The sequence below is a fragment of the Rhizobium sp. ARZ01 genome (genome assembly GCF_014851675.1).
In the GTDB taxonomy this organism is placed as follows: domain Bacteria; phylum Pseudomonadota; class Alphaproteobacteria; order Rhizobiales; family Rhizobiaceae; genus Mycoplana.
In genome coordinates this window covers 1-255 of record NZ_JACVAE010000018.1, presented here as the reverse complement: position 1 = coordinate 255, position 255 = coordinate 1, and the positions used below count along the sequence as shown (strand labels likewise).

The following is a 255-nucleotide window of genomic DNA, read 5'->3' as shown; positions in this document are numbered from 1 at the left end:
CCGATCTGCGCGTGTTCGTGATCGATCGACTGAAGGCGCATTGGTCGCCGGAGCAGATCGCCGGTCGCCTGGTTGCCGATGGCGTGAGTCCCGTCCGCATTTGCCCGGAAACGATCTATGGGGCTCTGCCGCCACCTTCCCGAGGCTCGGCGCAAACGGCGACGGCGCGGAACCCGCCAGCCACGCGGTTCGCGCATCCCGATCGATTGCAGAATCGGTCAACGTCCTGAATTTATTGACGATCGCTCGGACTTT

At 63.1% G+C, this 255-nt stretch carries 1 pseudogene; it reads left to right on the top strand.

Annotated features, from left to right (window positions below):
- A pseudogene (locus IB238_RS24405) lies at positions 1 to 255 on the top strand (IS30 family transposase); the annotation flags it as partial.